Source organism: Shewanella sp. 10N.286.52.B9, from assembly GCF_002873635.1.
GTDB lineage: Bacteria > Pseudomonadota > Gammaproteobacteria > Enterobacterales > Shewanellaceae > Shewanella.
Genome location: NZ_MCTY01000051.1, coordinates 1 through 3,753 on the forward strand (window position 1 = coordinate 1; position 3,753 = coordinate 3,753).

At 42.2% G+C, this 3,753-nt stretch carries 4 protein-coding genes and 1 pseudogene; all 5 read right to left on the minus strand.

Annotated elements, in window-relative coordinates; all coding sequences use genetic code 11:
- Positions 1–233: 233 nt before the first annotated feature.
- Positions 234–893: an endonuclease III gene (gene nth / locus BCU91_RS04275; RefSeq protein WP_102530946.1), complete on the minus strand. Its 660-nt coding sequence runs from the start codon at positions 891–893 to the stop codon at positions 234–236.
- A gap of 3 nt (positions 894–896) precedes the next feature.
- The gene (locus BCU91_RS04280; protein ID WP_076536406.1) at positions 897–1,592 is read right to left on the minus strand and encodes an electron transport complex subunit E; all 696 of its coding nucleotides are present in this window, start codon (positions 1,590–1,592) and stop codon (positions 897–899) included.
- Complete coding sequence (gene rsxG / locus BCU91_RS04285) at positions 1,585–2,220, minus strand: electron transport complex subunit RsxG (protein ID WP_102530947.1); 636 nt, start codon at positions 2,218–2,220, stop codon at positions 1,585–1,587. The genes BCU91_RS04280 and rsxG overlap by 8 nt, the downstream gene beginning before the upstream one ends.
- Positions 2,221–2,232: 12 nt before the next feature.
- Entirely contained in the window at positions 2,233–3,282 is a 1,050-nt protein-coding gene (gene rsxD, locus BCU91_RS04290; protein ID WP_102437230.1) for an electron transport complex subunit RsxD, read from the minus strand.
- A gap of 2 nt (positions 3,283–3,284) precedes the next feature.
- Positions 3,285–3,753, minus strand: a pseudogene (locus BCU91_RS20235) (electron transport complex subunit RsxC); the annotation flags it as partial.

Here is a 3,753-nt window from a genome sequence, read left to right on the forward strand (position 1 = left end):
CGAGCGGCGCAAACACGGTGTGTAGTGGCCAATTGAAATTGGCCACAGGTTTAGAGCTTATCCATACTTTGGGTAATCTGAAATGCCATGATTACCCAAAGTCCTAACACGAAAATGTCCAAAAACGATTTACGGACATCTCTAAGCAAGTGGTCAGTATTCATTGGCCACTACAAAGAACTTACGTGCTTATGAATTTACTATTTGATGAGCTATAACTGCAGTAAATTAAATCATTCAGTCTTATCTTTAAAGTCGCATAAATCTTTAATAATGCATGAACCACATCTGGGTTTACGTGCTATACAGGTGTAACGGCCATGGAGAATGAACCAATGATGTAAATCGAACATGAATTCTGTCTTTCGTGGAGTATTCTTTATAATGGCTTGTTCTGTTTGCTCAACCGTTTTACCTTTAGCGTAACCAGTGCGATTAGCTAGGCGTTGAATGTGAGTATCAACAGCTAAAAAATATCTACCTTCATTATCTTTTAGCCAGCCAAATGCAGTGTTGAGTACCACGTTGGCAGTTTTACGGCCAACGCCAGGGAGTGCTTCTAATGCCTCTCGATTTTCAGGTACTTCGCCGCCATGTTGATCAATTAGCATTTTACAGGCTTTAATAACATTTATCGCTTTGTTGTTATAAAGCCCAATGGTTTTAATGTAAGTTTTTAAGCCATCAACGCCAAGATCGTAAATTCCTTGAGCTGTGTTGGCGACAGGGAATAATTTGTCAGTGGCTTTATTGACGCTGACATCGGTTGCTTGCGCCGACAGGGTGACGGCAACCAGCAGTTCAAACGGCGATGAAAAGTTTAATTCAGTTTCAGGTTTAGGGTTATTGTCCCGAAGACGGGTTAACATTTCATAACGTTTTTGTTTGTTCATCTATTAGCTAACCTTGGTAATTCTGGCGCGCGCTATGGCTTCGCTTTGTTGTTTTGGTTGTCGGCTTTCGAGTTTTGCATCAATAACATTTTTAAGGGCAATTAACAGTCCCATGGCGATAAACGCCCCCGGCGGTAACATTGCAATTAAAAAATGGCTATCGAGTTGAAATACTTGAATCGTCAGTGCGCTTGCCCAGTCACCTAACAGCAGCTCAGCACCATCAAATAAAGTGCCTTGACCAAGAACTTCACGTACTCCGCCAAGCACCACTAAAATGGCGGTAAACCCAAGTCCCATCATGAGCCCATCAAAAGCAGCGCTGCTAACATTGTTGCGTGATGCAAAGGCTTCTGCTCGGCCAATGATCACACAGTTGGTGACAATCAAGGGCAAGAAAATGCCTAAAGAAAGATATAAGCCATAGGCATAAGCATTTATTAACAGCTGAACACAGGTTACTAGTGCGGCAATGATCATCACAAACACTGGAATACGGATTTCTTTTGGAACAAAGTTGCGCACCAATGATACCAGTACATTAGAACCAACCAGCACTAGCAGTGTGGCAACACCTAAGCCTAAAGCATTAGTTACCGTAGCTGTTACAGCTAATAACGGACATAAGCCTAATAACTGAACCAATCCGGGATTGTTTTTCCATAATCCTTGCCAAGCTATTTCGCGGTAATTAGTCATGATCTCGTCCACATTGGTTTACGGTGCTATAAAGCATTTGCCTGTTGTTTTTAACATAGGTTAGGGCATTATTAATCGCTTTGACATAAGCTCTTGGGGTAATGGTAGCCCCTGTAAATTGGTCGATGTTACCACCATCTTTTTTAACGCCTAATGGTTTATCGTTTGAATTAAAAACTAACCCAGCAAAGGCTAAAACCCAGTCAGATTTTCTTAAATCAATTTTGTCACCTAAGCCAGGTGTTTCCTGATGTGCTAAGGTTCTTACGCCTAGTAGGGTGTTGTCGTTATCGACACCGATAATAAGCTTGATATCACCGTTATAACCGTCAGGGGCAATGGCTTCAATGGCCATTGCAACAGGTAAATCGCCCTGTTTAGCAATATAGGCTGATAACGATTGATCGCTGCCCAAAAATGCTTCATCAATCACGGCAATACAATCGTCAGTTAATGCATTGTCATGCATTGCTTGAGGTATGATTTGTTGCAGCACGCGTGTAAGTTGCTTGCGTTGCTGGTCAATAATCCTGTCTGCAGTTAAATAGTTCACGCTTGCTACTAAGCCAGTGCAACACAAAGCAAATATCGCAAGTATCAGGCCATTTCGTGTAATAATATTAGACATAATAAATCCTGTTTAATTTCCTGCTCTATGGCCGTATGAGCGCGGACGAATGTAGTAATCAATAAATGGGGCACACATATTGGCAAGTAAAACTGCAAAGGCGACCGCATCAGGGTAACCACCATAGGTTCTAATCACAAAAATAAGCACGCCTATGATAGCGCCAAATAACAATCTGCCCCGGGGACTGGTTGCAGCGGTAACAGGATCGGTCGCAATAAAGAAAGCACATAACATGGTGCCACCAGAAAACAGATGCAGTAATGGGCTAGCATGAGTACTTGGATTTAATAAAAATCCCACACCTGCACAGATAAATATCGCTAATAATATGCCAGTACTGATCTGCCAGCGGATCACCTTGAGCTTTAACATCACAAGGCCACCAAGTAAATACGCAATATTGACCCAAAGCCAGCCAACACCTGCTATGCCGTCAAAAACATTCTTCTGTAAACTTTCGGCGCTAGTTAACCCCATAGATAAATCAGTTTTGAATGTGTCTAACGGTGTCGCCATAGTATGACCGTCGATGCCAAGGCGATATAAATGAATATCCACATTGGATAATTCAAATATTGAATTTAATGCTGCAATAATGCCCACATGATTGCTAGCAAGTTCTGCAGGTGCAACCCATGAGGTCATTTGCACTGGAAACGAAACCAGTAACAGAACATATGCAGCCATGGCAGGATTAAAGATATTATTACCTAGCCCGCCATATAAATGCTTTACGATCACGATAGCAAAAAGACAGCCTATAACCGTCATCCACCAAGGTGTTAAGGGCGGTATGGCAACGGCAATCAATAAAGCTGTAACTAAGGCACTATTATCTGCTAAGGCTGTTTTAATTGATTTATTACGTAACTTCATTATGCAAGCTTCAGCGCTTAAGGCTGTTACTACGGCAATAATGATTTGTACCAAAGTCCCCATACCAAAGAAGTAGGTTTGGGCTAAAATACCCGGAATTAAACAGTAGGCAACACGCAGCATGACTTTATTGGTCTGCAGTGTGGTACTGACATGTGGAGATGAAGCTATTTTAAATGCCATGTTTATTCCTTTTCACTCAGCTTACGCTGATTTTCAAGCTTCTTCGCTTTTGCTTTAGCAACTGCAGCTGCAATTCGTGCTTTTTTGTCGTCAGTAGCTTCTGTTGGAGCAGGCTCTTCTTTAAGCTTTGCTGGCGCTGATACAGTTTCATTTTCAGCGTCATGTTTAGGCGCAAGTTTTTTCGCTTTGGCCTTAGCAACAGCGGCTGCAATTTTCGCTTTTTTGTCGTCAACGGGTTCTGACTGTACTTTTGCCACTTCGCTAACAACTTGCTCGTTAGCAGCTTGTTCGTTAGTAGCTTGAACAGAGGCAGAGACATCATCAGTTGCATTTGTTGCAGCGAGCTTTTTCGCTTTAGCTCGTGCAACGGCAGCCGCAATTTTCGCTTTTTTGTCGTCAATTGGTTTTGACGTTACTTCTGTTACTTCGCTAACAACTTGCTCGCTAACAACTTGCTCGTTAGCTACTTGA